Origin of the sequence: Thermococcus chitonophagus, from assembly GCF_002214605.1 — an archaeon.
In the GTDB taxonomy this organism is placed as follows: Archaea; Methanobacteriota_B; Thermococci; order Thermococcales; family Thermococcaceae; genus Pyrococcus; species Pyrococcus chitonophagus.
The window spans coordinates 1,870,013-1,895,357 of record NZ_CP015193.1 but is presented as its reverse complement, the minus strand read 5'-3'; the positions used below and the strand labels follow the sequence as shown (position 1 = coordinate 1,895,357).

Below are 25,345 nucleotides of genomic sequence, written 5' to 3'. Positions count from 1 at the left end.
AAAACCTTATATTGGATAAACGTTCACTGAGTGCAGGTGAAAATTAGATAGATATTCAGAGGGGAGGTGAAATAAATGAACGTTAGTGCTGCCATGAACAAGTTTGAGAGGAAGCCCAAGTTTGTACAGTTGATATTTGTCGACATAAACGGAGTGCCTAAGGGGATGGAAGTGCCAATTAGCAGGCTTGAAGAGGCAGTAGAAACCGGAATATCCTTCGATGGGTCTTCAATCCCAGGGTTCCAGGGTATTGAGGACAGCGATCTAATATTCAAGGCAGACCCAAACACCTACGTTGAGGTTCCATGGGACAACGTCGCTAGGGTATACGGTTACATCTACAAGGACGACAAGCCCTACCCTGCAGATCCTAGGGGCGTCCTCAAGAACGTCTTAGATGAGCTTGCCAAGGAGGGCTTTAAGGCATACATAGGCCCTGAGCCCGAGTTCTACCTCTTCAAGAAGAACGGTACATGGGAACTTGAAATTCCGGACGTTGGAGGGTACTTTGACATCTTAACCCTAGACAAGGCGAAGGAGATAAAGAGGGAGATAGCCGAGTACATGCCAGCCTTCGGTCTTACTCCGGAAGTACTCCACCATGAGGTTGGAAAAGCCCAACACGAGATCGACTTCAAGTACGATGAAGCCTTGAAGACTGCAGACAACATCATAAGCTTCAAGTACGTTGTTAAGGCTGTTGCGGAAATGCACGGGCTATACGCCACGTTCATGCCAAAGCCGATCTACGGAATGCCTGGCAATGGAATGCATCTCCACATAAGCCTCTGGAAGGATGGAGAGAATGCATTCAAGGGAGAGGAGGGATTAAGTGAAACTGCCCTCCACTTCATCGGCGGAATACTGAAGCACGCCAAAGCACTAACCGCCATCACGAACCCAACCGTGAACAGCTACAAGAGGCTCGTCCCAGGTTATGAGGCCCCAGTGTACATAAGCTGGGGCTACAGGAACAGGAGTGCCCTCATTAGGGTTCCGGCATTCTGGGGCAACGGAGCAAGGATTGAGTACAGGTGCCCAGACCCAAGTGCCAACCCCTACTTTGCATTTGCAGCAATCCTGAAGGCGGGACTTGACGGAATCAAGAACAAGATTGATCCATTCGCCTATGTTGAGGAGAACGTTTACGAGATGAGCGACGAGAAGAGGGCCCAGCTTGGAATTGACACCTTGCCAAGCAGCCTAGGAGAGGCCCTTGGGGAGCTTGAGAAGGACAAGGTTGTCAAGGAGGCCCTAGGAGGAGCTTACAGGAACTTCATCGAGTACAAGAAGGCAGAATGGGAGGAGTACTTGGATTACCTTGAGAGCAAGCACCTTCCGAAGGACACCAAGAGGGTCACCGAGTGGGAGCTTGAGAGGTACTTCTTCATCTGAGGAAAGTTCTTATCCCCCTTTTCTTATTAACATTTGATGGATCTCGGAAAGCACTTCTTAAAGCAGGCAATCGATACATTTAGGGAGATAAGGGAAGGGGATGTTAGTGAGTACTCTCTCCTTCTGCTTCAGTCCAACGTTATAAAGAGCTTGGCCGATGCATCCCTAATCTTCTTCTCCAATGAGGAAGATGAAAAAGTTGAGAAGGCCTATGAGGAGTTTTTGAGTGTTTTGGAGTTTTTAAGGGATAGGAATCTCTTCCTGGGAGCGGGTCTTCTGCAGTTGAACCTGCTCAAGAATCTTAACCCTACGAGGGGTTTTTCCCTTGATAGAAGATTTGGCCGGCCAAGGGAAATACTCATCTGGAGCAACAGGATAGTTAAGCCTTACCTCTTTTTAGCAACTAAATCTCCAAAGTATGAGAATTTTAGAGATCCCCTCTTCAATTTAGGTGCCGACATAAGCCCTCAGGACAGGCTTTTCCCCTATCTTGTATCCTCGGCTAGGAGAATCCTTGAGAAGACAGGGGCTCCTTGGAGGATAGCTGGAGAGCTCATGAAGTGGGAGCTTTTCCTGGGCTACTTAAAGGGGCCACTTCAATGTAGGGACGGCTACGTTAAGATCATAGACTCCCTTCCCAGGATCCTTGAAGGAGCTCTCTCCTATTCGCTCTCTGATGATGTTGAGGTTTACGAGCTTGGACCCAGGTCAGGCCCCTTCGTTGAGGTTGAAAAGATCATCTGTTTCTCGAAAAAGTTAAACAAGGGCTTCATAGTTGGGAGGTGGTAGCTTGTTCACAGTCTATCCAATAGGGTACATTAGAAAGGAAAGTGAAGTGTTCATCGAGATACTCCCCGAGTTCTTGGAGGCGGTGGATGGATTAAGGGAGGGGGACTGGATAAAGGTAGTGGCGTGGCTTCACGAAAGCGACAATCCAGAGAAGAGGAAGATATTGAAGGTTCATCCGTACGGTAACCCGAAGAACCCCCTAACCGGGGTCTTTGCCACTCGCTCCCCATTGAGGCCAAATCCCTTTGCACTATACACGGTTAGAATAGAGAGGATTGAGGGGAATAGGCTTTACATTTCCTGGGTCGATGCTTATGACGGAACCCCCGTCCTCGATATAAGGATATTCGTCGAGAGGCTTGACTGTCCGAGTGAGGTCGAGGAGAGGGAGGTTGACATAAGCAGGGGCCTTCAGGTAGGGGAGATAAACTTGATTCCTAGGAAATCAGAGCATCTAGACGAGCTTGAGGAGGTATCACCGGAGGAGTTTGAGGCTTTGATAGTTGAGCTCGGCCCCAAAACTACCGTTCTTTCAGCTGAGGAATTATGCAGGTTAATTAGGGCTCTCCAAGACATTTATGAGGAACTACCCGTTGAGATCAAGGACAAGCTGAGGTGCCTGGAGTGAAAATCCTGATGGTGGGCCACTATCCCCCCCACAGGGGAGGTGTTGCGAGGCACGTCAAGGAATTAGTTGAGTGCCTTAGGGAGAGGCATGAGGTTCACGTTCTAACATATGGGACGGTTAACGTTAGTGAGGAAGAAGTCTACTCGGTCAAAGTCCCCAACGTCTTTGGGCTTAGGGGGGTATCCTTTGTTTTGCTGGCCTCGAAGGTTATAAGGAGGCTACACGAAAAGAATGCCTACGACGTAATTCATGCACACTACGTGGGAACCACAAGCTACTCCGCTATCCTCTCTGGCGTCAGGCCGGTGGTGATTACAGCTCATGGAAGCGATCTTGAGTTCATGTCCAAGCTTCCGTTGGGCAGGTACTTCGTCAAGGAGTCCCTGATCAAGGCCGATAGAGTGATAGCCGTTAGCCACTACTTGGCTAAGAAGGCCCTAGCTCTAGGTGCGAGGGAAGTTAAGGTTGTTCCCAACTGGACGACCCTCAGCGGAAGATCCGAGGGAAAGGCGATCGTGTTCCTAGGTAGGATTGCTAAGTATAAAGGTGTAAATGACTTCATAAGGCTCGCAGAGCACTTCCCCAATGAAGAGTTCATAATTGCCGGTGAGGGATCCAGGATCAAGGCCCCAGAGAATGTGAGGTTCCTGGGGTATGTCAGGGCTGAGGAAGTTTTGAGCAGGGCAAAGATCTTAGTTCTCCCCTCAAGAAGGGAAGGCTTCGGCCTTGTAATTCTCGAGGCAAACTCCTTTGGCATTCCCGTCTTGGGGAGAGCTGTTGGTGGGATAAGGGAGTTGATAAGGCACGGTAAAAACGGTTACCTCTTTAGTACCCTAGAGGAGGCAGTTGAGTTTTTAAGTAAGCTACTTGAGGGGAAGGAGGGAGTTAAAAGGGGCACGATTGGAAAGAGGATTTCTACCTTTTATTCACTTGAGAGGGCGTGTAGAGAAGTCGAGAAGGTTTACGAGGAGGTGGTGAGATGACGATCATCATAAACATGAAGGATAAAATCGACGAGAGGAAGCTCAAGGTAGCTGCAAGACTAATAAGGGAGGGGAAGCTTGTAGCATTTCCCACCGAGACAGTCTATGGGCTAGGCGCTGATGCCCTAAATGAGAGGGCAGTGAAGAGGATATTCGAGGCCAAGGGAAGGCCTGCCGATAATCCCCTGATAGTCCATATAGCGGACTTCTCCCAGGTGCATGAGCTAGCTAGAGAGGTTCCCGAAGAAGCTGAGATGCTGGCAAAGAAGTTCTGGCCGGGCCCCTTAACGATTGTCCTTCCTAGGAGGGAGGTAGTTCCAAAAGTAACGACTGGTGGCCTCGATACCGTGGCCATAAGGATGCCTGCCCATGAAATAGCCTTAAAGCTCATAGAGCTGAGCGAAAGGCCGATAGCTGCTCCTTCAGCAAACATAAGCGGTAAGCCAAGTCCCACTTCCGCTGAGCATGTTGTAGATGACTTTTACGGGAAGATAGAGTGTATAATAGATGGTGGCGAAACGAGGATTGGTGTTGAGTCGACAGTCATAGATTTAACCGAATGGCCTCCCGTGCTTCTCAGGCCTGGAGGTTTACCGCTGGAGGAAATTGAGAAGGTCATTGGTGAGGTAAGGATTCACCCAGCCGTTTACGGAAAGAAAGTGGACTTAGCAAAGGCCCCAGGAATGAAGTACCGGCACTACGCTCCCAATGCCGAGGTAATAGTGATTGAAGGGCCCAGAGAGAAAGTCGAAGAGAAGATAAGGGAGCTAATAGCGGAGTTTAAGAGGAAAGGTAAGAGGGTTGGAGTTATTGGTTCTGGGAGGTATAATGCTGACGAGTTCTTCTTCCTGGGGAACACCGTTGAAGACGTAGCTAGGAACCTTTTCAAGGCCTTAAGGCATATGGACAGGGCTGGGGTTGATGTTGTTTTGGCTGAAGGGGTAGAGGAGAAGGGGCTGGGGTTGGCCGTTATGAACAGGTTGAGAAAGGCGGCTGGCTATAGAATTGTGCGGGTTTAATTGACTCAGCTCACTGAGGCTCCTAAATCTTTCTCCTCTTGTAGATGCCCCCGTACTTGCTTGGCTCTCTTCTTTCTCTTCATCCTTTTTCATCTGCAGATCACACAGGCTTAAGCTTAACCTTCAGGACATCTTTATACCACTCAAATTCTTCTTTGTCCACTATGTGGAATTCGAAGGGATGACCTCCGGCAATCCTGCTCTCTCTTCTATTTCCACCTTAAGCTTGGCTCTCTCCATTAAACTCTCTGGAACACTCTCCACAACAATCAGAATGTCAACGTCGCTCTCAGCTGTAAACTTTCCCTCGACGACACTCCCAAAGACGTAAATTTCACACTCGCCAAAGATATCCATACATGCCTCCTTTATCTGGGGAAGAAACTTGTGGTAATTCTTTATCATCTGATACCTCTTTCCCATCTTCCTTATTAGCCACCTCTGAATGTTCTCCATTTTCCTCACCAGTTCTTCAACGAAGTCAAGTATTAACTTTGCGGATTTCATTATTGCCTCCGCATCATAGTCCCTATATATGACTGCTTCGTACCTAGTTTCAACGTAGGCATCTTCTAACACCTTTATGTCATTCCTATGCTCCCTTATGAACTTTCTGACCTCCTCTCTTCTGCCTAAGACTTCTCCAAGGGCATCAAGCAATGTTCTAATGGAGTGCGTTTTGATGACATCACCTGTGAACTCAAGTAGAATCGCCTTCAGCTTCAGCTGAACTGCTTGTTCAAAGTTAAAAGCAACGATATCATAATATTCCTGCTTCATCATATATTCTCCTTGCACTCCAAAATACTTCCGCTCTCTTCATTAAGATTTCAACTCTCCTATAGTGCATATCCACTCCTCGCACTCCCAAGATTTAAATGTTAGTGTCAAATCCGCAACCGTTTTAAGGGTGTTATTGACTTAGGGTTGGGTAAGAACCATGCCAAGCATGATAGTTGTTGGTGGTCAATGGGGAGATGAGGGTAAGGGTTCAATAATAGCCTACCTCGCCCTGCATGACGAGCCTGAAATCATAGCGAGGGGCGGTGTTGGAACGAACGCTGGACACAGCGTTTTTATAAACGGAAAGAAATACGCTGTAAGGCAACTTCCCACAGGGTTTATGCAGAGGAAGGCAAGGCTTTTGGTTGGTGCCGGAGTTTTGGTAGATCCTGAGGTTTTCTTCCATGAGCTTGAGCATCTCAAGGACTTCAACGTCAAGGAGAGGGTTGGCATTGACTACCGCTGTGCAATAATCGAGCCGAAGCACAAGGAACTCGACAGGAGCAATGGATACCTCCACGGGAAGATAGGAACCACGGGCTCGGGTTGCGGCCCCGCAAATGCCGATAGGGTTATGAGGAAGGCTAAACAGGCAAAGGACATCAAAGAGCTCGAGCCCTACTTAACGGATGTTGCTGCTGAGGTGAATGATGCTCTTGATGAGGGTGCTTTGGTTTTAGTGGAGGGAACCCAGGGATTTGGCCTGAGCCTATACTACGGAACCTATCCGTACGTGACCTCCAAGGATGTTTCTGCCTCTTCGATAGCTGCGGATGTAGGAATAGGGCCGACGAGGGTTGATGAGGTTATAGTAGTGTTCAAGAGCTTCCCTACTAGGGTTGGTGCCGGCCCCTTCCCAACGGAGATGCCCATGGAGGAAGCTGATAGGCTTGGCTTGGTTGAGTACGGAACCGTTACTGGAAGAAGGAGGAGGGTGGGCTGGTTTGACTTTGAGATGGCCCGCTACTCCGCGAGGGTCAACGGGGCAACGATGCTTGCTGTTACAATGCTCGACAAGTACGATAAGGAGGCATTTGGTGTTACGGACTACGACAAGCTCCCAAGGAAGGCTAAAGAGTTCATCGAGGAGATAGAGGAGAAAGTTGGTGTTCCAGTTGGGTTGATAAAGACCGGCCCGGAGCTTGAGCACATAATAGACAGGAGAGACACTATCTGAGAGCCTCCCTTATCGCCAAAAGTTCGAGCCTTCCCTGGGGCCTTATTACCCCTTTTAATGGATCCAAGAATAGGATATTTGCCTGAATTAGCTCTCTAATTTCCTCTTCAATGTAACCTTCGAAGGGCATCTCTTCCTCCTCTATGAACTTTTCTAGGACTTCTCTGTATTCCTCTTTCTCCTTTAATAGGGCCTTAACTCTGTACGTTGAGAGCCTCAGTATTGTCTCTAACCATTCTTTCAACTTTTCCCTGTTGTTTACCGCTTCGACGAGCAAGGCAGGTTTTCCTCCGATGTAACTCCAGACGAGCTCACCTTCTTCTTTTGTGAAGCCGTTCATAGTGAGAAACTCTATCGTCGTTTTCTTATCGAAGTCATCAACTAAGAAGTACCTTGATCTCCCCTGGAGCATCGTCTCATTGTAAACCTTTTCGATAAAGAGGCTGTCGCTTGTTACTACGAAAACGTGAGCAAGATGAACTTCTTTAGTCAGGTGAATGAAGAAGTTGAAGAGCTCATATATCAGAGGCCCGTTGACCTTTAGATCTTTTATCACCTGCAGTTCGTCGAGAATCAAAATTGGCATCTTTCCTTTTCTTTTTACACCCTCAAGAACCCTAGCAACGTACTCAAATGCATTCTTCGGCCTCTTTTCCTTCCTTATCTTTTCAAGAATATCTCTCGGAATGGGTATTCCGAACAGCTCCCCCGCCATTGAGACAGCTAATGATGTTATCTCGCTAACGTTCACCCTATCCTCAAAGTCTATGGAGAATAAAATTTCAAGGAAGTCATCGTAGCTTGCAACTGGGGATCTTCTGAGGTTTATGTAAAAGGGAACATGCTCTCTTTTTACCCTCTTCGTGAATTTTAGCATTAGGGATGTTTTCCCAGAGTTTATTGGACCATAGACGAAGGTTATCAAGTTGGGTTCATTCCTAGTTAACCTCTCAAGCTCTTCTAGCTCCTTTTCCCTGTTAAAAAACATAGAAAACACCTCAGTCGAAGTCCCATATAGTCCTTCCTTTGTAGAATAGCATCACGTAGCCGCAGTTTTCGCAGATAACTATCTTTACTTTATGGGCTGTAAATCCCCACTTGCTGTCGAGCTTTCCTTCCTCGACCCTGAAGCTAGTTCCCCCGCAGAGGGGACATTTTAGATGTCTTCTCTCTTCCACTATAACCACCTCTTTAAGTTTTCCGTGGGCAGTATAAATAATTTAGCTTAGCTAGGTTAAAAATTCCATGATCCTCTCTTTTATCGTGTTTTCTCTAGTCTTGCTATTTCCATTAGCTCATACTGGCGTTCAAGCCACAAGATAAATTTATATCCTAAATAGTATCCCAAAATTGCTTCCCAAATAATTGGTACCATGAGCCAAAGAATGGATTTAAAGGTTCTCCATTTTTAATTCTCCTTAAGAACTCCTGATTTTATCATTTTTTCGTTCCTTTCACACCACTTAAACCACTCCCTCTCTTCTAAGTGCCATGGTCTGCCAGTGAGGATATCTTCACTCCTCTGGGCGAATCCTTCAGTGTAGAGCCACATTATCTGCTCGTCCTCTATTTCCTCTATGTTCTCTCCCCTAATTAGCCAGTGAAGTAAGTGTCCGAATTCATGAGCTATTAGGCCTTTTATTCTTTCAGTCCAATTGAGATTTGCTATTGCTTCGAGTCCGAAGAGAATCGCTGGTTTACATTTTTCTTTTGAAAGCCTCGCCCTTCAGGGCGGGGAGGAGGTCAGATCAAACATTGCATGTGCCTTGGGTAGGACTTCCTTTAGGGAAGACATAAGGGTATTGTGGGCAGCCTTTAACTTCTCGATCTCTATCTTTCTGGTCACAATTTCGAGGTATTCTCTCCAATTGATTTTATACCTTTTCATAGTCCCATGTTATCTTCTCAAATAGTTCAGGATACCTGGTAATGTACCTTAACTATCCTTCCTTCGTCCCATCCCAGTACCCTAGGAACGTTTGGAATGTATCGATCAACTGCGCTTCTCCAGCCACTCCACTATCACCCTATGGAATTCTTCTCCCCACTCTGGATCCTCAAATATCTCATGGTAAGCTCCCTTGAATTCTCTAATATCTTTGTCTTCGACTCTAAGTTTCTCAAACAATTTTCTGGCTCCTTCGGGGGGCGTTATGACGTCTTGGGTTCCTACTAAGAGTAGGATTGGCACTTTGATTTTCTTGGCCTCCTTATGGGCAAGCTCCATGTTTATGAATATGCTCCTTCCAAGCTTCGCCGTTATCTTGTCGTGAACTAAGGGATCTTCTATGTACCTCCTCACTGCATCTTTGTTCCTTGAGAGTAAGCTCGGGTTGATCCCATTAGAAAACGTAATTCCTGGGGCCACCACACCTAAGAACTTCGCCAACGCAACTAGGAATCCTGGGGTATTTGGACTCTTTGCCAACGCCGGTGAAGAAGCTATAACTCCCCTCACTTTCTCGGGCCTTGTTTCTGCGTACCTTATGACAGTTAGCCCGCCTAAGCTGTGCCCAAATAGAAACGGCTTTTCCCCGATCTCCTCAATAATTTCGTCAATTATCTCCATTGCCTCCTCAACACTTGTGTGTCCTCTCTTCCCTGAACTCTTTCCATGCCCAGGCCAGTCGAATGTATATACCGCAAAGCCCCTCTCAACTAGCATCTCAACGAGCTTCGCGTACCTCCCGCTGTGCTCTCCTAGGCCATGCACTATAACTACCCATCCCTTCTTAGGCTCCCCAAACTTGGCCTTGAATATCATAAGCTTAGGTTCCTCAAAGGATTATAAAGCTCTTGCCTAAAATAGGATGGTGGTGCTATGATCGCTGAGGTTCTCACGATAGGTGATGAGCTTTTAACTGGAAATACAATTGATAGCAACTCCGCTTATATAGCTCAAAGGCTGACCGAGAGGGGCTACTGGGTTAGGAGGATAACTACTGTTGGTGATGATGTTGGGGAAATAATGAGTGTTATAAGGGAGATACTTAACAGGAAGCCTTCAGTTCTCGTAATCTCTGGAGGTTTAGGGCCGACCCATGATGACGTAACCATGCTCGCCGTTGCAAAGGCCTTGGGTAGAGATCTTGTACTGTGCGAGGATTGCTTGGAGAGGATAAAGCAGTTTTATGAAGAACTTCACAGGAATGGCTTAATTGACGATCCAACGCTTAACGAGGCGAGAAAGAAGATGGCCTACCTCCCGGAGGGTGCCACTCCTCTAGAGAACACTGAAGGAGCTGCCCCTGGAGCGTACATAGAATATGAAGGGGTTAAGATTTTCGTCCTCCCCGGGATGCCCAGGGAAATGAAGGCTATGCTTGAGAGGGAAGTCCTCCCCAGGATAGGAGAGAGGAAGTTCATCCAGAAGAAGTTTCTGGCAGAGATAACAGATGAGAGCAAGCTTGCTCCCATACTGAATGAGGCCATTGAGAGGTTTAGGGTTAAGATCCACTCCTCCCCAAAGGGTTTCGGCAAGTTCATTGGGATAATAATATTCGCCGAGGACGAGGCTAAAGTTAAAGAAGTCGTGGAGTTCATGGAGGGCAAGGGGATAAGGTTCATGGAAGGCTGGTAGCCATGCTTCCGGATAGTGTTCTCTCAATACTCAAGGAGATGATGGAAGAGAGGATAAAGGGAGCGAGCTGGCTAGCAAAGAGAGGTGCCGAAGCCTTTCTCGTTCTCGCGAGGGAGATCGATGAGTCCCTCTTGGAGGATGCAATCAGGGAGCTTAAGGAGGAGATCGTGAGGGTAAACCCCAGCATGGCTTCCCTACATAATCTCGTCAGGTTCTTTCCGGTAACCAATGACAGGGAGAAGATAATTGCAAGGGCCGAGGAGTTCCTCAGGAGGATAGAGGAGGCAAAGAGGGAGCTTGCCTCTATAGGGGCTCAGCTCATCGATCCTGGGGATGTGGTGATTACCCACTCGCTGTCTTCAGCGGTTCTTGAGATATTTAAGCTCGCAAAAATCCGCGGGAAGGAGTTTAAGGTTATCCTCACCGAGAGCGCCCCTGATTATGAAGGACTGAAGCTGGCTGAAGAGTTAGAATCCCTGGGTATAGATTTCGAGATAATAACAGACTCACAGATAGGCCTGTTCTGCAAGAGGGCTACGCTCGCGTTGGTTGGAGCGGATATGGTGACCAAAGATGGCTACGTTGTTAACAAAGCCGGCACTTATCTCTTGGCTCTAGCTTGCCACGAAAATGGCGTTCCCTTCTACGTCGCAGCCGAAACTTACAAGTTCCACCCAAGTCAGAAAGCTGAAGACGTGGAATTGCTGGAGAGGCCGCTCAGGAGGGGTGAGTTTGAAGTTAGAAACGTTCTCTTTGATGTGACTCCCTGGAGGTTCATAAGGGGGATAATAACAGAGCTCGGGATTATAGTTCCGCCGAGGGACTTGCAATGAAGCTCAGGGGAGATGCAAGGGAGATCTACAAGGCGATAAGGAAAATAATCCTCGATAAAATCAAGCATGAAGAAGCGAAAAAGCTTCTCGATGATTTTGCTCCAACCTCTAATAAAGAAGAAATCCTGCGAAGGCAGGAGTATTTGAGGAAAGGAATGGAAAATGTAAGTGAGGAGGTTAAAGAGTACATAGGGAAGATAAGGTCGATAAGGTTTAGGAGAGACTACCTGCACGATAGGGTTCTCATAGTCAGCGAGGAGGAAGTTGAGGAAGCCGAAAAGCTGGGCCTCTGCATGGTCTCTACGGAGCCAGTTGAAGGTTACGACTTTGTCTTAAGCACAATTGGCTACGGCATTGAGGTGGAGTTAAAGCCCTATGACGTTGCTCCCGAACTTTACGTAATGCCCCTGTGGGAGAACCGGGATGTCCTTGAGGCTTTGGCAAAACTTTTCCCTGGGGGTGTAGCTGGAAAGATACTTGAGGCCTTAGAACCACTCGAAGAGGTCATGAGAAAGAAGGAGGCCATTGAGAGGATCGAGGAGTTTATAGCCGAGGAGGAGAGGAGATTAAATGAGGCCATAGAGGAAAAACTCGAGAAGTTCAAGCTAACGCTGAGCGGTAGGGATCTCGTTGAATTTTTAAAGGCCTTGAAGTCTGGAGATGTGGATTTTTTACTCTCGAAGTTCTCAAGCCTAAATGATGAGATACTTGATGAGATTAGGAAGGCTGAGGAGAGGATAAGCGAGAAGTTGGGAGTTTACGTTGAAGTCTTCCCCAGGGAGTATCCCATAGAGGTTAGCCCTGACATTGTGGAGGGAATAAGGAGGGAGCTTGAAAGAGAAGTGAAGATCGAGCTGTACCTCAAGTCTAGGGAGATAGTTGAGGAAATTCTGCCCCTTCTTCCAAAGTTAAAAGAGGAAATTAAGAGGGCTTACGAGCTCGAATTCTTCCTCGCCGTAAAGGAGTTCTCTCGGGGTTTTGTCTTCCCCAGGATAGAGGAAGGCGGAATAGGGTTCGTTGAGGGAAGGAACCTGTTCATAGAGAACCCACAGCCGGTGAGCTATTTTATAGGTAAAGCCAAAGACCCATTTAATGGAATTCAGGAAGCAAATATCGTGGTTTTAACTGGTGCAAATAGCGGTGGTAAAACATCCCTACTTGAGCTCACCCTGCAGGTAGTAATACTTGCTCACATGGGCTTTCCAGTTCCAGCTAAAGAGGCTTGGATTGAGCCCTTGGACGAAGTCTTCTTTTTCAAGAGGAAAAGGGCAGTTTACGGAGCTGGTGCCTTTGAAAATTCGCTTAAAGCCTTGGTTAGATCACTAAAAGGTAAAGGGAGGAAGTTGATATTAATAGATGAGTTCGAAGCTATAACCGAGCCAGGGGCTGCCGTTAAAATCTTAGCTGAGATGCTTAGAATAGCCCATGAAAAGGGCTTCTACGTGATAATAGTTTCCCATTTGGGAGAGGATCTCAAGAAAGAGCTTCCTTTTGCGAGGGTTGACGGAATAGAGGCTAGTGGGCTTGATGAAAACTTAAATCTGATAGTCAATAGGCAACCAAAGTTTGGAGTAATTGGAAGGAGCACCCCGGAGCTTATAGTTGAGAGGCTTGCGAAAAAAGGGAGGGGAGAAGAGAAGGAGATATTACTAAGGGTGTTAGGTAGGTTCAGAAATGGAACCAAGAACGAGCATACATAGGTACCTACACAAAACTTACTAATAATTTTTTGCACAAATTTTGACAAGGAGGTGGTGTTAAGTGGTGAGAGTCTCCCTTGTTTCTCCCGTAATCCCCTTCATATTAACGATAGTTCCTGCCGCAGTTGGGAATCTAGTAGGAGCTGCAGTGGGGGGAATAATAGGAACAGGTGTGGCAATATACCTTAATAAAAGGGAATCAACTACGCAGGTAGTTTATGGAGATCTTGAAGAGTTCAAAGAGCAATTAGAGAAGAGAATAGACGAAGTCGTCGCAATAATTGAGAGGATAGCCCAGGGAGATCTAAGTGTTGAAGATACAGCGGCAACAGGTGAACTTGCAAGGGTTAGGCAAGCTATAGAAAAGCTTAGGACGTCTCTAAGCAAATTAATCCTTGATATCAAGAACGCGGCCATTGATGTTAAGAACCACACTAAGGTTATCAGGGAGAACATTGAGCAGATCGCAGATGCAATTAACCAGGTGGCTGAGGCAATAAACCAGGTTAGCATTGAGGCGCAGAGGGAGCAGGAGAACATAAACAAGATGACAGACACGATGAGGTACATAGATGAAATCGGTAAGGAGACCGTAACAACAATGGAGGAGTTTGAGGCCTCGATGAGGGAGATGGCAGGCCTAGCTAAAGAAGGTGGAGAAAAGGGCAGGGAAGCAGTGACCCAGATAGAGGAGATAAGGACGATGATGGCCAAGATAGAAGAAACGGTAAGGGGAGTCGCGGAGATGGGTAAGAACATAGAGAACATAACCAACGTCATAAGCAACATAGCTGAGCAGACCAACCTTCTGGCATTAAACGCGGCAATTGAGGCTGCTAGGGCTGGAGAGGCGGGAAAGGGATTCGCAGTAGTTGCCGATGAAATTAGAAAGCTCGCTGAGGAGAGCAAGAAGGCCGCTGAAGACATTAGAGACTTGATCAAGCAAATAGTTGACAAGATTGGAGAGAGCGTTGAGGTAACCCAGCAGGGTGCCGAGGTAGTTGGAACTTCAACAGAGGTCATTAAGGAGAGTGTCGCCTACCTAACCCAGATAGCGGACATGATGGAGGAGATGGAAGCCAAAGCCGCTGAGCTTAAGGAGAAGGTCATCCAAGAGGGAGAGAAGATTGAGGAAGGTTTGAGGTTCCTTGAGAACCTTGCCGCGAGCGCTGAAGAAACCACGGCTGCAGCTGAGCAGGTCAGCGCTGCAGCTGAAGAGCAGACCGCAGCACTTAACGAAGTTAGAGAGAGCGTTAAGGAGTTCGAGAAGCTCGTTAATGTCCTCATGGAGCATGTTAGCAAGTTCAAGCTGAGCAAAGAGCATGAGGAACAAGTTAGAGAGTTAGTCTAGCCACTTTCTTTCCCTGTACCTACCCCTTAGTTCTATCTCCTTTATCTTCTCCTCAACCTCTTTTCTTTTCTTTTCCCCTCTAACTTCAGCGTAACCCTCTAGGACAGCCCTAAATCCCTCTTCGAACCATCTGTAGTGAGTACTCTCCATAGCCCTCTTGAGGAGGTGCAGATCGACCCCTTGGGCCTCCAGCGTATCATCGAACTCTGCGAGACCAAAGTCTATGAGGTATATCTTCCTTTCCCTCATTATCATGTTCGAGGTAGTTAAGTCACCGTGAACTATTCCAGCTTCATGCAGTCTTCCTATCTGCCTGCCAATTTCCCTGCATATTTCAAGCCTCTCTTTAAGTGGAATTCTCTCCAAGAGCTCCTTTAACCTCTCTCCTTCGATGTACTCCATCACTATTACCATATTCTTAGTGTCAACTTCAAAAACATAGGGAACGTTGACACCAAACTCCTTTGCCCTGTGGAGAATTCTTGCCTCTCTTATGGTTCTCTCCTTCCTCAGCTTCACATCTATTTCTTGGATTCTGTACCTCTTCTTAACTCTCTCCTTCACTATGACCTTGAGCGGATAGTCAAAATAGAGCTCGGAAAACTCTGCAAGGTAAATCTTAGCCTCGGCTCCCTGCTTTATGAGTCTCATTTTAACCTCCAAAATCCTTATATTCAAGTTCGCCTAATAAAATTTGAGGAGTTATGAAGAGGGCTCAAACGGCAATAGAATACCTCCTAATGCTCGCCGCTACCCTGATCTTAGTTGCGATAGTGTTAAGGGTAGTCATGGACAGCATAAAAACGCTGAGCAATTCGGTTGATGAGTACGCTAGGGTCATGAGGAGAAAGCTGCTCGAGAACCTTTAATCAGCGGGGGTGAACTAATGCTTCCTTTAATCCTGGGGGTGTTAGTTGGGCTTGTCACTTCTTATACCGACATAAGGACAAGCTATATTTATGAGGAGCACTTCTTTCCGAGCGTTGCAGTGTTGTCAAAGTGGTGGTGCAAGAGGAGAGGCTGTCAATACGAAATCAAAGGACCCTTCATTCCCCTAGTGGAGGTTGGGATCCTCTACTACATCATAGCTGGGTTGAGAGAAGGCAATGTGTTGCACGCTCTCTCTCCAATCATTGGTCTCTTCGTTGGAGCACTTCTTGGCATGCTCCTCTATTACACCGGTGGTTGGGCGAGTGGGGATGTGGTGATACTAGCTGCATTTTCTGCTCTCCTTCCGTTTGCTCCTCCTTCAGCCAAATATCCCGCACCCTATGCGGCCCTGCTTCCCCTAAATGCTCTCACAATACTCTTCAATTCTCTCCTCCTTATCTTTCCCCTTCTGTTTGTGTACGCTCTTTTTGGCCTCGTAATAAAAGGCAAAGTCCGAAACCTACTCCTTCTATTTAAGGAGGGTTCAAGGTTAGTGGTCGAGCTGGCTCTGTGGATAGTCTTCTCGATAATCCTCTTTGTATTCCTGCAGGTTAAGATGGGCATATCTCTCTACCCTGCCATAAGGTGGGTTCTCACTTTCGTGCTCTTGGCGATATTCGCGAAGTTCAGGTTAGTTGGTGATATTTTGGGGGCATTGGCGGTGGGTTACGGGTTCTATGCCCTTGGAACATCCTTTGTCTACCCTCTAGCTAAGTTGTTTTTGACATTGTACGGGTTTAAGTTGCTCTTTTCCTCGGTTAAGCTCTTGAGAAAGGAGGTCCTCGTTGACGTAAAGAGGGTTGAAGAGCTCCGGGAAGGTGACGTGCTGGGGGAGAGGATAGTTAAGGTGAATGGTGAAGTCATTAGAGACAGGCGGGACTTCTTTGATAAGCTCTCGAGGCTACTTAAAGAGGGCAAATATGAAAGCATAGAAGGTGAGGAAATCGCTGGATTTAGCGTTGAGGGTCTAACTAGGGAACAGATTGAGAAATTAAGTGCTTTAGTTAAAGAAGGCAAACTTGAGAACGAGTTTCTGGTTAGAAAGGCCATGCCATTCGCTCCAGCACTATTCTTGGGCTTTCTCACGAGCTACTTCTTTGGTGACATTCTCTGGTGGTTGATCCTGAAGGTCTCAGGCCTGGCATAGCATTTTTAACTTTATTTGCAAAGTTTAGCGCGATGAGAGTTTACCGCCTCTACCTTAGGGATGAATATTTGGAGATGGTAAAGTCCGGAAAGAAGAGAATAGAGGTTAGAGTTGCCTATCCTCAGCTTAAGGGAATGAAGAAGGGGGATAAAATCATATTCAACGACCTAATACCGGCTGAGGTCTTAGAGGTCAAGCACTATGAAACCTTTAGGCAGGTACTCAGAGAGGAACCCATAGATAAGATCTTCCCCGACGAGCCGAGCTTCGAGAGGGCCCTAAAGAGGTTCCATAACATGTACCCCAAGTGGAAGGAGTACCGCTATGGAGTTCTCGCAATAAAGTTCAGGATCCTGGGGAGGGGTAAAAAGTGAAGAACCTGAAGTTCGACGGAAGGTACAAGGATGACATACTCTCGGGGAGAAAGAAGGCCACGATAAGGCTGGGCAAGAAGATAAACCTAAGGCCAGGAGAAGAAGTTTTGGTTCACGCCGGAGGATACGTCCTAGGGAAGGCCAAGATTACTAGGGTTGAAACAAAGACAGTAGCTGAACTAACGGATGAAGATGCAAGGAAGGACGGCTTCAGGAATAGGGAGGAATTAATTGAGGCCTTAAGACAGCACTACAAGTTCGTTAAGCCTAACTCCCCGGCAACGATAGTGGAGTTTGAGATGGTTAAAGTACTTGACAAGCCAATCCTCTCAGCAGACTATCCCTACGAGGGCAACAATCCGATTGAAATAGCTGAGCTCGCATTAAAGCACTTGGATAACCTGAGCTTTGAGGAGATTGCCCTGTTGAAGCTGTTCTTAAAGGAGGGCAGCCTTAGAAAGGCGGCAATGAAGCTTGGTGGGCTCAACAAGAGGTACAAGATAAGGGAAGTTCTCAGGAAGGCATATGAGGAGCTGAAGAAGAGGGGAATTATGGAGCCTAAGATTTGAGATATTCCTTTATCTTCATGATGACCTCCTTATAGGGGATCTTGCCCTTCTTCATGAGTATTACTTCCTTACCGACCTTGGAGAGCTTCTCTGCCAACAGCTCATCATTTGCTATTATTATCAAAGGCTCATCCAACTCCTTGAGCTTCTTCAGCTTTCTCCTTATGTACTCCCTCGTCCAGAAGCCGGCTATCTCGATGTACACTTTCCTCCCATTCTTCTCGATCAAGAAGTCTGGAATATAAATGTAGTCTCCAGCCTTAAGTATCCCAGGCTCGTAAATTACGTTGGCCCCCAGGATCCTCTTAATCTTTCCGGCGAACTCCCTCTCGAGTGAGGAGTCATACTCCACCTCAACTTCCATCTTGGGCAGTAAAACTTCATCCTCGCTTGAGAGCTCGAACCTATAAATTCTCTTATCCTCGAGCACTTCAGCAAAAATCCACCATTCTTCGGCCTTCACTATTCCTGGGATCAGCTTTGCGAGCGAGGTGCCATACTTTCTCGTGAGCTTTAGGAGGGAGGCCGGTCCGGTAACCTCTATCTTCTCTCCGTAAATCTCGTACATTAATCCGAGCCTCTTTATGGCCCTAAAGACCTCCTTAAAGTTGGATGAGATCTTAAAGGTCATCCTTAGGGCGTTGAACATCAGCGTTTGCAGTAAGGAGAGGTTGTATCTCCTTATGAGCTCTTCCGGCGAGATGTCGGGAACCTCCGCTAGTACCTTCTCCTCGTCAAGATCAGCGAACATAGCCCTTTCAACTTCCTCAATACTGACCCCCAAGCTTTCAGCGACCTCGTGGAGAACCTTAGCCCTCTCAAGCTCGCTTGTAACGTACCCCCTCTCCCAAAGCAACTTCCTAACTTTTGGGGGATCAAGGGAGGTTGGCCTTTCGAACCTGCACTCCCTCTCTATAATCCTAGCAAATCCCCTGACCTTCCTATAGTTTTCGGCCCTCTCCATGTGGCTCAACTTCTCCTGCAGCTCCCCATAGCTTTGACCAATGCTTGATTTAAAGGCAACTATGACTGCTTTGGCCAATTTTAGGTGATCCTGGGTTGCGAAATTTAGGTAAATCCTACCACTTCTCCTTCTCGCATCTAGGAGATCCTTTGGAAGCATGCTAAAAGTTTAATTTGGGCTAGTTAAAGGTTATGAGGATGAAGCTCTACTACGACAAAGGAACGATAAGGGTAGAGGGACAAGGCTACGTACCTCACGCCAAGTGGGATCCTAGGTGTAAGTGCTACAGGGCTCTAGGTTACAGGTATAGAGACATAGTCGAGTTTCTAACCCAGGAAAATATTGAATTCGAGGATCACGTCTTCGAGAATGCAATTCCTTCTCCCGTGTACGATGAGGTTGAGTTTGAGCTTAGGGATTACCAGGTTGAAGCTGTCGAGAAGTGGATGAAGGAGAAGAAGGGAATAATAGTTCTGCCGACGGGCTCTGGGAAGACAATAATTGCCATGGAGATCATAAGAAGGCTGTCACTATCTACGCTAGTAGTCGTCCCGACCCTTGCTCTGCTGGAGCAGTGGAAGGAGAGGCTCAGCATTTTCGGTGAAGTTGGAGAATTCTCGGGAAAGAAAAAGGAGCTGAAGCCTATAACGGTCACAACTTATGACTCAGCCTACATAAACGCTGAAATCCTGGGGGATAAGTTCTTCCTTATAGTGTTTGACGAATGCCACCACCTTCCCTCAGAGGCCTACAGGAATATAGCCCAGATGAGTGCCGCTCCTTATAGGTTGGGATTAACCGCATTTCCCGAGAGGGCGGATAACCTTCACACCTTACTACCAAGCAAAGGAGCAGGAGAGCATTAAATCTTACCTGCTGTTCTTCGTGTTCTTCGTAGTCGCAATGGCAATATTCATGAGTAAGGGAGATCCAAACACAATCCTCCTTGGAGTTTTTGTGATTCTCGTGGCTTTAATGGCTGTAGCTAACATGAGGTTCAAGACTCAAGCTCTAGTTCCAAAGCTGTTGGTTGACAACTGTGGAAGGAAGAAAGCGCCCTTTGTCGACGCTACAGGAGCCCATGCGGGCGCTCTCCTTGGCGACGTGCGTCACGATCCTTTCCAATCGTTCGTGGTAAGTGACATAGTGTTGATAAAATCGGAACAAGGTATAAGATTAATGAAGATTGGGGACTTCGTGGACTCAATAATCAGTAAATACAAAGACAGGGTTAGGGAGCTGGAGATTAATGGAGTTAAGTACATAGGAGTTGACATTAGGGATAAGAACTATTACGTCTATACCTATGAAAATGGAAAACTCAAAGAAACGAAGGTACTTGCAGTAAATAAGAGAATTGGAGAATTTAATGTTGTCCCTGTGGAGTACAATGGGAAAGTAGTCATCTTGACCCCCGAACATAAGGTATATTCAGAAAAAGGACTAATCGAGGCTAGAGATTATTCAGGAGAGCCCCTTATATATACAGAGTTCCCAGTTCTAACAGAGGAGGATATAGTTAGAACTTATGGTAATGAGGAGCTTACAAAGTTCAGGCAGTACAAACTATGGCTCGAATTCAGGGAAAGGAACCCTAAGGTCGGATATAAGAGAGCTGCTAAGATCTTGAAAATAAAAGAAAGCACCCTAAGATGGTGGTACCAAGGAATGAAGCCAAAGAGCGTGCAATTGCTTGAAGAGTTAAAGAAGCTTGATTTGATACCCTTATATTCAAATGACCCCAGGTTACCAAAAATAGCACGGCTTTACGGATACGCTCTTGGCGATGGTAGTATTGACATTAGAATGAATACCTTCTCGATAATCTCTTCGAATGTAGATACATTAAACAAGATTAAGGAGGATCTCGCTGATATATTTGGGGGGTTTCCCTATGAAATAAGGAAAAATGACTCTGCTAGAGGCACCAGTTACATCTTTAGAACGACGGATAGGAGGATAATAAGGTTCTTCGTTGCATTAGGATTTCCTGTAGGTAAAAAAACAACCCAGGAGATAAAAGTTCCTCCATTTGTTATGGTGTCAAAAGATACCATAAGGGAATTTTTGAGAGGATTATTCGACTCAGACGGTAGTGTTTATAATTATGGCAAAAAGAGATACCTTGAGGGGACTCTCACTTTTAGCATAGCAACGACTCCCAATTTAGTTGAAAACAGGAGAAAATTCCTTGAAGAGATAAAACTGTTATTGTTGGTTCTGGGCATAAAGGCAAACTCTATATCTGAGAAGAAAACAGAGAGGGGTAATGTCCTCTTAAGGCTATTAATTAGCCATAAACCAAAGAATGTGGAGGTATTCCTGAAAGAATTACTGCCAATGTATAACAAAGAAAAAGCGGAGAAACTAGTTCGGGGGCTTGAATACATAAAATCAATCCGAGATAACTTCAAGGATGTCGATATTGAAGTCCAGGTCTCAGAAACATACAACGTAACAACAGAGACCGGCAACCTCTTGGCCAATGGTTTGCTCGTTAAGAACTCAGGAGGATTGGGAACCCCAGCCCACGAGAGGGTCGAGCCCGGAATGATCCACAGGGCCCACAAGGGAGTCCTCTTCATAGATGAGATCGCGACCTTGAGCCTGAAGATGCAACAGAGCCTGCTCACCGCTATGCAGGAGAAGAAGTTCCCGATTACCGGCCAAAGCGAGCTCTCAAGTGGAGCAATGGTTAGAACTGAGCCAGTGCCATGCGACTTCATCTTGGTTGCCGCGGGCAACCTCGATACAATAGAGAAGATGCACCCGGCTCTGCGCTCAAGGATAAGGGGTTACGGTTATGAAGTTTACATGAGGACTACAATGCCTGACACTCCCGAGAACAGAAGGAAGTTAGTCCAGTTCGTCGCCCAGGAAGTCAAGAAGGACGGGAGGATTCCGCACTTCACTAGGGATGCTGTGGAGGAGATAATCAGGGAGGCCCAAAAGAGAGCGGGAAGGAAGGGCCACCTCACCTTAAGGCTCAGAGACCTTGGTGGTGTTGTTAGGGCCGCAGGTGACATAGCGGTGAGGAAGGGCAAGAAGTACGTGACTAGGGAAGATGTTCTTGAGGCTCTTAAGCTCGCTAAGCCTCTCGAGAAGCAGCTCGCGGACTGGTACATAGAGAGGAAGAAGGAGTACCAAGTAATCAGGGTTGAGGGCGGTGAGGTAGGTAGGGTCAATGGTCTGGCCGTAATTGGGGAGATGAGCGGTATCGTTCTTCCGATAGAGGCAATAGTCGCTCCAGCTGCGAGCAAGGAGGAGGGTAAGATAATAGTAACAGGAAAGCTTGGCGAGATCGCTAGGGAGGCAGTCCAGAACGTTTCCGCTATAATAAAGAGGTACAAGGGTGAGGATATAAGCCGTTACGACATCCACGTCCAGTTCCTGCAAACCTACGAGGGCGTTGAAGGTGATTCGGCGAGCATAAGCGTTGCCACCGCGGTAATCTCAGCTTTAGAGGAAATTCCTGTGAGGCAGGACGTTGCAATGACAGGTTCTCTGAGCGTAAGGGGCGAAGTCCTGCCGGTTGGTGGTGTAACTCCCAAGATTGAAGCAGCAATAGAAGCTGGAATAAAGGAGGTAATAATACCCAAGGCTAACGAGAAGGATGTCTTCCTAAGTTCGGACAAGAGGGCAAAGATTAAGATAATCCCGGTTGAGAGGATTGATGAAGTGTTGGAGATAGCCCTCGTGGAGAGCGAGAAGAAGAGGAAGTTGATTGAGAAGGTAAGGAATAGCCTTCCCATGGGGGTTGCCGGAAATGCTGGTGGCGAAGCCGTGCACGAGCATGGGGGGAGTTCTGGTTCAGCTGTACCTCTGGAAGGAGATAAAGCTTGACGTCTCAAAGCTCGCAAACGAAATGAAAGCCAAAGGCTACAAGGTGAAGACCTTAATCCCTGGGATAATGCTCGTTGCGGAATTTGAGGGCTACGAGGTTAGCGTTTACCCAAGTGGCAAGATAATAATCAAGGAGCTTAGGGACGAGAAGAAGGCTGAGGAGATAGCGAGGAAGATATACGAGATGGCGGGGGTAAGTGTTGAGGATTGAGCTTCTCCTCCTTTTGATAGTTTTTATATGGGATGGCTACTTCTTCCTCCGCTATATCCTGGGTTTGCTTAGAGGTTACAAAACTGTGGAGTGGAATCCTACAGTCTCCGTAGTGATTCCGGCTTATAATGAGGAGGAAAACATAGAGAGAGCTATAAGGGCCGTTCTTGACCAGGACTACCCCGTTAAGGAGGTCATAGTTGTTGACGATGGAAGCGAAGATAGAACGTACGAGAAAGCTAGGTCAGTTAGGGATCCCAGGGTCAAGGTAATCAGAGTTGAGCACGGGGGGAAGGCATGGGCCCTTAATCATGGTATCAAGCTCGCTACTGGGGATGTGATAGTTACTACTGATGCTGACTCTTTCATGGCGAAGGATGCCGTAAGGAGGTTGCTTGAGAGGTTCTACTCTCAGGATGTTTTAGCTGTTGGCGGCCAGATAAGGGTCGTCGTTGAGTCATTCCTTACGTTAGTTCAGGACATAGAGCATCTAAGGATCGCGATGTACAGGAGGGCGAGGGAGCTTGATGATCTAACCTTGGCCCCAGGGCCCCTATCCGCATACAGGAGGGATGCTTTGCTCAAGATAGGCGGAATTGTGGATAGTCAAGTCGAAGACTACGCGACAACAAAAGCTTTGAAGAAGTTTGGGAAGGTGGTTTATGCTCCAAAGGCCAAGCTTTTCACGAGAATGCCGATAACTCTTAGAGAGCTGTGGGAGCAGAGGAAGAGGTGGTTTCTAGGGGATCTCGCTCACCTCGAGCTTAGGGACTATACTATGTTGCTCCTCGGGGACTTCATTGCACTCCTCGATATTCTCCTTCCGATAATTTTCTTAACAAAAGGTGAATTTATATTCCTGTTAGCTTTTATAGCGTTTGAAGTCTTTACAATGCTCCTTCCGATTATATTTGAGGGCGGAAAAGTCATTGAAGCTCTCCTTTTCCCGATAGTGCTCTGGTTCTTGGCCCTCTTTTACTTTGCGCTGCACATGTATGGCTATTTGGCAAAGTTGAGCACAAAAACTTTTAAACACTTCCATTAAAATCACGTCACTGGGAGTGGTATAATCGGAGGGAGGCCTCATGAAGTTCTCAGTTCTGAAGCTCGATGTGGGAAAGAAGGAAGTAGAATTCCAGGAGTTCGAGAAGGAAGACGTCTACGGTATAATCGACTACGGAATACACGTTCACAATGAACTCAAGACGTACGAGATAGACCCTTATGACCCAAGGAACATTGTAATAATGGGGAGGGGGCCTTTTGCAGGTTCGGCCCTTCCAGGATCCCACAGGTTGATGTTCTTCTTCAGATCTCCACTATATGGAACGCTCTTCCCATCAGCAATGGGTGGTGCGGCATATCAGTTCCAGTACGTTGGTGTTGACTTCGTTGAAATCCACGGTAAGGCAGATAAGCCCGTGGTTATAATACTCAAGAACGATGGCGAAAACTTGAGCGTTGACTTCTATGAGATGGATCTTGAAAAGGTCATGGAGATATGGAAGGACTATAAGGGCGAGGAAGGTGTTTATGCTTTAACTCAGTACCTCCTTGATAACTTCGCCGAGCAGTTCAAGGGAATGGAATTCAGGATTGCCGTAGTTGGCCCGGCCGCTCTGAACAGTAACTATGGAGCAATTTTCTCCCAGGCACTGAGAAATGGAAAGAGAATGGTTGGTAGTGAGGACTGGGCGGCGAGAGGAGGTTCAGGTAGCGTCCTTTTAAGGGCACACAACGTTGTCGCGATAATCTTCGGTGGAAAGAAGAGGAAGAGGGAGTTTCCAAAGGAAGACATAGGCAACTTCAAGAACGCAAAGAGCATCGTTGAGGGAGTTCATAAGAAGCCCTACAATGAAGTTATAACCAATGCGACAGTTAAGTACAGGTTCAATCCTAAGCTTAATACTGGTGGTACCTTCGGTGGAAACTATCCAGCAGAGGGTGATCTAGTACCCATCCTCAACTGGCAGATGCCCTACATACCGAAGGAAGACAGGATAAAAATCCACGAGCTCATAATGAAGCACTACTGGGAACCCTTCAATGAAGAAGCTATTAAGCCCAAGAACTGGACTATGTGTGGAGAGCCCTGTCCCGTTGTCTGTAAGAAGCACAGGAAAGGCCACCACGTTGAGTATGAGCCCTATGAAGCCAATGGTCCCCTTAGCGGTAGCATTGCCCTACACGCCAGCGACATAAGCGTCCATGCTGTCGATGCTATGGGCTTTGATGCGATAGAGTTCGGTGGAACTGCAGCATGGGTTCTTGAGCTCGTCTATAGGGGACTGCTCAAGCCTGAAGAAGTCGGAATTAGCGCCAAGCCCGAGTTTACAAAAGATGCCTTGATTCAGAACCCCATTGAGACGAGTGAGCTTAACGCTAAGCTTGTAGCTGAATTGGCCCATGCGGTTGCCTTTGCGAAGACCGAAATAGCAAAGATCATTGGTCTCGGTAAGAGGAAGGCAAGTGCAATCCTTGACGAGAAGTTCAAAGACAGGCTTAACTACGGAGAGTCATTCAAGGACTACGCAGTCTTCACGCCTCTTGGGGAGGATGGTGAAATCAACCCAACCATGTACTGGGCAATTGGAAACTACATCCCTCTACCGATACAGGGAAGGTACTGGACGTTCTATGAGTTTGGCGTCTTCCTTGAGCCAGAGGAGCTTGCAAGCAAGATAATCTCCTCAGCTCTTGGAGAATTCTGGTATGACAACATTGGTTGGTGTAGGTTCCACAGAAGGTGGCTGAAGCCAGTCCTTAAGGCTCTGTTCATGGAAGCTTATGGAGTTAACGTTGATATGGAGGAGCATGCCAAGAAGCAGCTCAGGAGACTAATAGACTATGCCAGAAAAGCAGGTTACACCCCAGTCTTCTGGGACAGTATGAGGGTTATCGACCTCGTGGCCGCGGGTAGCAAGGAGTTCGGTAACGAGAAGTGGGCTGAGAAATTCGAGAAGGACAAGATAGGAACAGCAAGGGAGTACCTTAAGAAAGTTCTCGATGCTTATAGTCAGATGCTTGGCGTGGATTGGAGCATTTGATTTAAATACTTCCTTTTCTTTA

At 47.0% G+C, this 25,345-nt stretch carries 26 protein-coding genes; 19 read left to right on the top strand and 7 right to left on the bottom strand.

From position 1 onward, the window contains the following. The first annotated feature begins 75 nt into the window (after positions 1 to 75). From glnA to A3L04_RS10450, 5 genes are read left to right on the top strand one after another with little or no spacing between them, the layout of a single operon-like run. Positions 76 to 1,395 carry a type I glutamate--ammonia ligase gene (glnA, locus tag A3L04_RS10470; RefSeq protein ID WP_068577882.1) on the top strand — a complete coding sequence of 440 codons (1,320 nt, stop codon included), beginning with the start codon at positions 76 to 78 and terminating at the stop codon, positions 1,393 to 1,395. A 36-nt stretch (positions 1,396 to 1,431) separates the two neighbouring features. Then, positions 1,432 to 2,184 (top strand): hypothetical protein, encoded by a 753-nt coding sequence (locus A3L04_RS10465; RefSeq protein WP_068577879.1) that lies wholly within the window; start codon positions 1,432 to 1,434, stop codon positions 2,182 to 2,184. Position 2,185: 1 nt separating this feature from the next. Beyond that, positions 2,186 to 2,812 (top strand): tRNA (N6-threonylcarbamoyladenosine(37)-N6)-methyltransferase TrmO, encoded by a 627-nt coding sequence (tsaA, locus tag A3L04_RS10460; RefSeq protein ID WP_068577878.1) that lies wholly within the window; start codon positions 2,186 to 2,188, stop codon positions 2,810 to 2,812. Continuing rightward, entirely contained in the window at positions 2,809 to 3,795 is a 987-nt protein-coding gene (locus A3L04_RS10455; RefSeq protein ID WP_068577877.1) for a glycosyltransferase family 4 protein, read from the top strand. The genes tsaA and A3L04_RS10455 overlap by 4 nt, the downstream gene beginning before the upstream one ends. Continuing rightward, positions 3,792 to 4,814 (top strand): L-threonylcarbamoyladenylate synthase, encoded by a 1,023-nt coding sequence (locus A3L04_RS10450; RefSeq protein ID WP_068577876.1) that lies wholly within the window; start codon positions 3,792 to 3,794, stop codon positions 4,812 to 4,814. The genes A3L04_RS10455 and A3L04_RS10450 overlap by 4 nt, the downstream gene beginning before the upstream one ends. Positions 4,815 to 4,976: 162 nt before the next feature. Here A3L04_RS10450 and A3L04_RS11430 read toward each other — a convergent pair whose 3' ends face one another. Beyond that, positions 4,977 to 5,597, bottom strand: a complete 621-nt coding sequence (locus A3L04_RS11430) for a HEPN domain-containing protein (protein ID WP_331711176.1) — start codon at positions 5,595 to 5,597, stop codon at positions 4,977 to 4,979. Between the two features lie 157 nt (positions 5,598 to 5,754). Here A3L04_RS11430 and A3L04_RS10435 point away from each other — a divergent pair, with 157 nt between their 5' ends. Further along, positions 5,755 to 6,774 carry an adenylosuccinate synthetase gene (locus A3L04_RS10435; RefSeq protein WP_068577875.1) on the top strand — a complete coding sequence of 340 codons (1,020 nt, stop codon included), beginning with the start codon at positions 5,755 to 5,757 and terminating at the stop codon, positions 6,772 to 6,774. Here A3L04_RS10435 and A3L04_RS10430 read toward each other — a convergent pair. The 4 genes from A3L04_RS10430 to A3L04_RS10415 form a co-directional block, all read right to left on the bottom strand. Continuing rightward, complete coding sequence (locus A3L04_RS10430) at positions 6,767 to 7,762, bottom strand: ATP-binding protein (RefSeq protein WP_068577873.1); 996 nt, start codon at positions 7,760 to 7,762, stop codon at positions 6,767 to 6,769. The two genes, A3L04_RS10435 and A3L04_RS10430, sit on opposite strands and share 8 nt — an antisense overlap. A gap of 10 nt (positions 7,763 to 7,772) precedes the next feature. Further along, positions 7,773 to 7,952 carry a zinc ribbon domain-containing protein gene (locus A3L04_RS10425; RefSeq protein ID WP_068320540.1) on the bottom strand — a complete coding sequence of 60 codons (180 nt, stop codon included), beginning with the start codon at positions 7,950 to 7,952 and terminating at the stop codon, positions 7,773 to 7,775. Positions 7,953 to 8,182: 230 nt separating this feature from the next. Beyond that, positions 8,183 to 8,326, bottom strand: coding sequence for a hypothetical protein (locus A3L04_RS11340; protein WP_231963760.1), 144 nt, complete (start codon positions 8,324 to 8,326; stop codon positions 8,183 to 8,185). A gap of 441 nt (positions 8,327 to 8,767) precedes the next feature. After that, positions 8,768 to 9,538: an alpha/beta hydrolase gene (locus tag A3L04_RS10415; RefSeq protein WP_068577870.1), complete on the bottom strand. Its 771-nt coding sequence runs from the start codon at positions 9,536 to 9,538 to the stop codon at positions 8,768 to 8,770. Positions 9,539 to 9,595: 57 nt separating this feature from the next. Between A3L04_RS10415 and A3L04_RS10410 the strand changes: the two genes are divergently transcribed. The 4 genes from A3L04_RS10410 to A3L04_RS10395 all read left to right on the top strand — a co-directional run bounded on the left by A3L04_RS10410 (position 9,596) and on the right by A3L04_RS10395 (position 14,238). After that, on the top strand, positions 9,596 to 10,354 hold the full coding sequence (locus A3L04_RS10410) for a molybdopterin-binding protein (protein WP_068577868.1): 759 nt from the start codon (positions 9,596 to 9,598) through the stop codon (positions 10,352 to 10,354). 2 nt (positions 10,355 to 10,356) lie between these two features. Beyond that, positions 10,357 to 11,187: a translation initiation factor eIF-2B alpha/beta/delta subunit family protein gene (locus A3L04_RS10405; RefSeq protein ID WP_068577866.1), complete on the top strand. Its 831-nt coding sequence runs from the start codon at positions 10,357 to 10,359 to the stop codon at positions 11,185 to 11,187. Beyond that, positions 11,184 to 12,887, top strand: a complete 1,704-nt coding sequence (locus tag A3L04_RS10400) for a P-loop NTPase family protein (protein WP_068577865.1) — start codon at positions 11,184 to 11,186, stop codon at positions 12,885 to 12,887. The genes A3L04_RS10405 and A3L04_RS10400 overlap by 4 nt, the downstream gene beginning before the upstream one ends. A gap of 61 nt (positions 12,888 to 12,948) precedes the next feature. Further along, positions 12,949 to 14,238 (top strand): methyl-accepting chemotaxis protein, encoded by a 1,290-nt coding sequence (locus A3L04_RS10395; RefSeq protein ID WP_068577862.1) that lies wholly within the window; start codon positions 12,949 to 12,951, stop codon positions 14,236 to 14,238. Here A3L04_RS10395 and A3L04_RS10390 read toward each other — a convergent pair. Next, a complete protein-coding gene (locus A3L04_RS10390) occupies positions 14,230 to 14,901 on the bottom strand; it encodes a Kae1-associated kinase Bud32 (protein ID WP_084448920.1) in 672 nt (223 codons plus the stop codon). The genes A3L04_RS10395 and A3L04_RS10390 overlap by 9 nt on opposite strands. Before the next feature lie 41 nt (positions 14,902 to 14,942). On the opposite strand from A3L04_RS10390, the gene A3L04_RS10385 reads away from it, so the two are divergent. From A3L04_RS10385 to A3L04_RS10370, 4 genes are read left to right on the top strand one after another with little or no spacing between them, the layout of a single operon-like run. Further along, positions 14,943 to 15,107: a class III signal peptide-containing protein gene (locus A3L04_RS10385; protein WP_084448880.1), complete on the top strand. Its 165-nt coding sequence runs from the start codon at positions 14,943 to 14,945 to the stop codon at positions 15,105 to 15,107. Between the two features lie 17 nt (positions 15,108 to 15,124). Beyond that, entirely contained in the window at positions 15,125 to 16,315 is a 1,191-nt protein-coding gene (locus A3L04_RS10380; protein WP_068577859.1) for an A24 family peptidase C-terminal domain-containing protein, read from the top strand. Between the two features lie 32 nt (positions 16,316 to 16,347). Further along, positions 16,348 to 16,689: an ASCH domain-containing protein gene (locus tag A3L04_RS10375; protein WP_068579564.1), complete on the top strand. Its 342-nt coding sequence runs from the start codon at positions 16,348 to 16,350 to the stop codon at positions 16,687 to 16,689. Beyond that, entirely contained in the window at positions 16,686 to 17,258 is a 573-nt protein-coding gene (locus A3L04_RS10370) for an ASCH domain-containing protein (RefSeq protein WP_068577856.1), read from the top strand. Before A3L04_RS10375 ends, A3L04_RS10370 begins: the two co-directional genes overlap by 4 nt. Here the strand turns inward: A3L04_RS10370 and A3L04_RS10365 are convergent. Then, positions 17,248 to 18,381, bottom strand: a complete 1,134-nt coding sequence (locus A3L04_RS10365) for a DUF790 family protein (protein ID WP_068577854.1) — start codon at positions 18,379 to 18,381, stop codon at positions 17,248 to 17,250. The two genes, A3L04_RS10370 and A3L04_RS10365, sit on opposite strands and share 11 nt — an antisense overlap. Positions 18,382 to 18,419: 38 nt before the next feature. Here A3L04_RS10365 and A3L04_RS10360 point away from each other — a divergent pair, with 38 nt between their 5' ends. From A3L04_RS10360 to gor, 5 genes are read left to right on the top strand one after another with little or no spacing between them, the layout of a single operon-like run. Further along, on the top strand, positions 18,420 to 19,088 hold the full coding sequence (locus A3L04_RS10360) for a DEAD/DEAH box helicase family protein (protein WP_239233766.1): 669 nt from the start codon (positions 18,420 to 18,422) through the stop codon (positions 19,086 to 19,088). 19 nt (positions 19,089 to 19,107) lie between these two features. Continuing rightward, positions 19,108 to 22,065: an ATP-dependent protease LonB gene (gene lonB, locus A3L04_RS10355; RefSeq protein ID WP_239233764.1), complete on the top strand. Its 2,958-nt coding sequence runs from the start codon at positions 19,108 to 19,110 to the stop codon at positions 22,063 to 22,065. Beyond that, on the top strand, positions 21,989 to 22,276 hold the full coding sequence (locus A3L04_RS10350) for a hypothetical protein (protein ID WP_068577846.1): 288 nt from the start codon (positions 21,989 to 21,991) through the stop codon (positions 22,274 to 22,276). Before lonB ends, A3L04_RS10350 begins: the two co-directional genes overlap by 77 nt. Continuing rightward, positions 22,266 to 23,321 carry a glycosyltransferase gene (locus tag A3L04_RS10345; RefSeq protein ID WP_068577845.1) on the top strand — a complete coding sequence of 352 codons (1,056 nt, stop codon included), beginning with the start codon at positions 22,266 to 22,268 and terminating at the stop codon, positions 23,319 to 23,321. The genes A3L04_RS10350 and A3L04_RS10345 overlap by 11 nt, the downstream gene beginning before the upstream one ends. Before the next feature lie 40 nt (positions 23,322 to 23,361). Then, positions 23,362 to 25,323: a glyceraldehyde-3-phosphate:ferredoxin oxidoreductase gene (gene gor, locus A3L04_RS10340; RefSeq protein WP_068577844.1), complete on the top strand. Its 1,962-nt coding sequence runs from the start codon at positions 23,362 to 23,364 to the stop codon at positions 25,321 to 25,323. Positions 25,324 to 25,345: the final 22 nt, after the last annotated feature.

Excerpts from the sequence above, each read along its gene's own strand:
- A3L04_RS10400 (WP_068577865.1), top strand. The coding sequence starts at position 11,184 with ATGAAGCTCAGGGGAGATGCAAGGGAGATCTACAAGGCGATAAGGAAA.
- A3L04_RS10365 (WP_068577854.1), bottom strand. The coding sequence starts at position 18,381 with ATGCTTCCAAAGGATCTCCTAGATGCGAGAAGGAGAAGTGGTAGGATT.
- A3L04_RS10435 (WP_068577875.1), top strand. The coding sequence starts at position 5,755 with ATGCCAAGCATGATAGTTGTTGGTGGTCAATGGGGAGATGAGGGTAAG.
- A3L04_RS10410 (WP_068577868.1), top strand. The coding sequence starts at position 9,596 with ATGATCGCTGAGGTTCTCACGATAGGTGATGAGCTTTTAACTGGAAAT.
- A3L04_RS10360 (WP_239233766.1), top strand. The coding sequence starts at position 18,420 with ATGAAGCTCTACTACGACAAAGGAACGATAAGGGTAGAGGGACAAGGC.
- A3L04_RS10350 (WP_068577846.1), top strand. The coding sequence starts at position 21,989 with ATGCTGGTGGCGAAGCCGTGCACGAGCATGGGGGGAGTTCTGGTTCAG.
- A3L04_RS11430 (WP_331711176.1), bottom strand. The coding sequence starts at position 5,597 with ATGATGAAGCAGGAATATTATGATATCGTTGCTTTTAACTTTGAACAA.
- A3L04_RS11340 (WP_231963760.1), bottom strand. The coding sequence starts at position 8,326 with ATGTGGCTCTACACTGAAGGATTCGCCCAGAGGAGTGAAGATATCCTC.
- glnA (WP_068577882.1), top strand. The coding sequence starts at position 76 with ATGAACGTTAGTGCTGCCATGAACAAGTTTGAGAGGAAGCCCAAGTTT.
- A3L04_RS10465 (WP_068577879.1), top strand. The coding sequence starts at position 1,432 with ATGGATCTCGGAAAGCACTTCTTAAAGCAGGCAATCGATACATTTAGG.
- A3L04_RS10430 (WP_068577873.1), bottom strand. The coding sequence starts at position 7,762 with ATGTTTTTTAACAGGGAAAAGGAGCTAGAAGAGCTTGAGAGGTTAACT.
- A3L04_RS10405 (WP_068577866.1), top strand. The coding sequence starts at position 10,357 with ATGCTTCCGGATAGTGTTCTCTCAATACTCAAGGAGATGATGGAAGAG.
- A3L04_RS10450 (WP_068577876.1), top strand. The coding sequence starts at position 3,792 with ATGACGATCATCATAAACATGAAGGATAAAATCGACGAGAGGAAGCTC.
- A3L04_RS10385 (WP_084448880.1), top strand. The coding sequence starts at position 14,943 with ATGAAGAGGGCTCAAACGGCAATAGAATACCTCCTAATGCTCGCCGCT.
- A3L04_RS10375 (WP_068579564.1), top strand. The coding sequence starts at position 16,348 with ATGAGAGTTTACCGCCTCTACCTTAGGGATGAATATTTGGAGATGGTA.
- gor (WP_068577844.1), top strand. The coding sequence starts at position 23,362 with ATGAAGTTCTCAGTTCTGAAGCTCGATGTGGGAAAGAAGGAAGTAGAA.
- A3L04_RS10415 (WP_068577870.1), bottom strand. The coding sequence starts at position 9,538 with ATGATATTCAAGGCCAAGTTTGGGGAGCCTAAGAAGGGATGGGTAGTT.
- A3L04_RS10380 (WP_068577859.1), top strand. The coding sequence starts at position 15,125 with ATGCTTCCTTTAATCCTGGGGGTGTTAGTTGGGCTTGTCACTTCTTAT.